The sequence below is a fragment of the Chitinophaga sp. genome (assembly GCF_035564935.1).
GTDB lineage: Bacteria > Bacteroidota > Bacteroidia > Chitinophagales > Chitinophagaceae > Chitinophaga.
On sequence record NZ_DATMTE010000535.1, the window covers coordinates 1 to 2,294 of the forward strand.

Genomic DNA, 2,294 nt, shown 5'->3' on the forward strand with positions numbered 1-2,294 from the left:
TCCGGCGCCGAAGGCGCCCCGAAGCTTTTTTCCTAAAAGAAGGGAAAAACGTTGTAGTTTTACCGCCGGTTTTTAAAATAGCAGAATCAGATGAATGGAGCGAAGTACAGCCAGTTGAGGGCCATGCTGGCCATTACCAAAGGAAGTTTGAGAGGTATTTTCCGCAGCCCTTCCGCAGTAGTGTTCAGTTTGGGTTTCCCGCTGGTATTTATCCTGGTGTTTGGGTTTATTGGTAAAAGCACTGTTTCCGTTAAAGTGGGTGTTGACCGGCGCACGGATATCAACAGCAGGTATTACCAGGAGCTTTCGCACGCCGGTACGCTGAAACTGGTTACCGACCAACCGGAAGCGGAAATGGAAGACGACCTGAAGAAAGGCCGCCTGGTGGCTATCCTGAATATTGTGCCAAAAGAAGGGGCCGGCCATGTAACTGCATATGATATTAATATAAGGACCTCCACCGCCTCCGATGCCGCAAAAAAAATAACCCTGGTCTCCATTCTCAAAAGTATTGCAGGCAAACTGGACGACGAAACGTATAAACGCCCTACAGTAGCCACTTTTACACAAACAGAGGTGCCGGGGCGTGAATTTAAAACCATCGACTTCATTTTGCCTGGTCAGCTGGGCTTTGCGCTGATGAGCGCTGCCGTTTTCGGCACCGCCTTCCTGTTTTATAATATGCGCCAAACACTGGTACTCAAGCGTTTCTTTGCTACGCCGATCAAACGTACCTACATTGTACTGGCAGAAGCATTGAGCCGGATGATCTTCCAGCTCATCAGTTCCGTGGTGATCATTGCCCTGGGGCACTTCGCTTTTGGCTTTACACTGGTGAATGGCTTTGCCACTTTTATGGAAATGCTGGTATTGTCTGTATTCGGCCTGCTGGTATTCATGGGTTTTGGTTTTGTGGTGAGCAGCCTGGCAAAGAACGAAAGCACTATTCCGCCGCTGGCCAATATCATTACCCTGCCGCAGTTCCTGCTGGCGGGCACCTTTTTCCCGATAGATTCTTTCCCCGGCTGGCTGCAGCCAATATGTAAGATCATGCCGCTCACTTACCTGATAGATGCCCTCAGGAAAGTAGCCTTTGAAGGACTGCATCTCTGGCATGTAGGCTGGGAACTTGCCATCCTTACTTTATGGGGTGTTGTCGTATATGCGGTAGCCGTGAAAGTATTCAAGTGGGAATAAGGCGATTTCGTTAGCTTTGTGGGATCTAAATCCAGTCACATGCAAGCCTTTTTCATTATCCTGGGTGCGTTTATTGTCCTTGTGCTGGGGCTTTTCATTTTCAGTTTATTCCTCTCTTCCGCCGTTAAGGTGGAGCGTTCGCTCGTAATAACGGCTGCGCCGGGGGATATTTTCCCGCTGCTGAACGTAGTACGCAACTGGGAGCTGTGGTCGCCCTGGAAAGAGCAGGACCCTGCCGTTAAAATTACCTACGGGGAAAAGGAGAGCGGCGCGGGCGCGGGCTATAGCTGGGAAAGCCGCAACCGGAACGTGGGCAAAGGCCATATGACGATCACAGAATCAAAACCGGACCAGCAGGTAGCCACCCATATTGATTTTATGGGCATGGGCGCTACCAAAGGCTATTTCCGCCTGGACCCCGTAAATGGCGGTACCCTGCTTACCTGGGGGATGGTATGCGATATGGGACAGCACCCTATCCGCAAAGTGATGGGACTGATGATGGACAAATGGGTAGGGAAAGATTTTGAGAAAGGGCTGGCCAACATAAAAAGGCTCCTTAAAGGATAATATATTTTTTCTATGCGGTTTATTAAGTTGTTACTGATCGGCGTGGTCATTTTAGGCGTGGTGATTTTCGGATTGTCGCTGGCATTTCCCTCTACTGCAGTGGTAGAGCGCACCGGCGTAATACAGGCGCCTGTTGATACAGTGTATGCACATATCAGTAACCTGAAAGCCTGGGATGCCTGGAACCCCTGGACCCGCCCTGATACCACCGCTACGCTCGTATATTCCGAGCCACCATCAGGAAAAGGCGCCTGGTACAGCTGGAACGGAAAGCTTAACAGCGGAAAGGTAACGGTACTGGACAGCGATCCGGCGAAAGGAATACACTACCTGCTGGATATTAAAAGCGTACGCCCGGTAAACGGGGGCATAGAACTGAAACCCACCGCAGATGGCAAGGCTACGGCCATTTTCTGGCATATGGAAATTAAACTGGGCATGCTGCCCTGGTGGAAACTGAGAGGGTTTGTGGCCGACAGGATATATGGCCCCGCCATGAGCAATGGTTTAACAAAATTGAGCCGCAT

Annotated in this window: 3 protein-coding genes; all 3 read left to right on the forward strand. The window is 50.4% G+C overall.

The annotated features are described in order from the left end of the window. The first annotated feature begins 90 nt into the window (after positions 1 to 90). Positions 91 to 1,197, forward strand: a complete 1,107-nt coding sequence (locus tag VN105_RS13810; RefSeq protein ID WP_325641830.1) for an ABC transporter permease — start codon at positions 91 to 93, stop codon at positions 1,195 to 1,197. Positions 1,198 to 1,236: 39 nt separating this feature from the next. Next, positions 1,237 to 1,767 (forward strand): SRPBCC family protein, encoded by a 531-nt coding sequence (locus VN105_RS13815; protein WP_325641832.1) that lies wholly within the window; start codon positions 1,237 to 1,239, stop codon positions 1,765 to 1,767. Between the two features lie 12 nt (positions 1,768 to 1,779). Further along, a partial coding sequence (locus tag VN105_RS13820) for an SRPBCC family protein (RefSeq protein ID WP_325641834.1) occupies positions 1,780 to 2,294 on the forward strand: 515 nt, incomplete at its 3' end.

Excerpts from the sequence above, each read along its gene's own strand:
- VN105_RS13815 (WP_325641832.1), top strand. The coding sequence starts at position 1,237 with ATGCAAGCCTTTTTCATTATCCTGGGTGCGTTTATTGTCCTTGTGCTG.
- VN105_RS13810 (WP_325641830.1), top strand. The coding sequence starts at position 91 with ATGAATGGAGCGAAGTACAGCCAGTTGAGGGCCATGCTGGCCATTACC.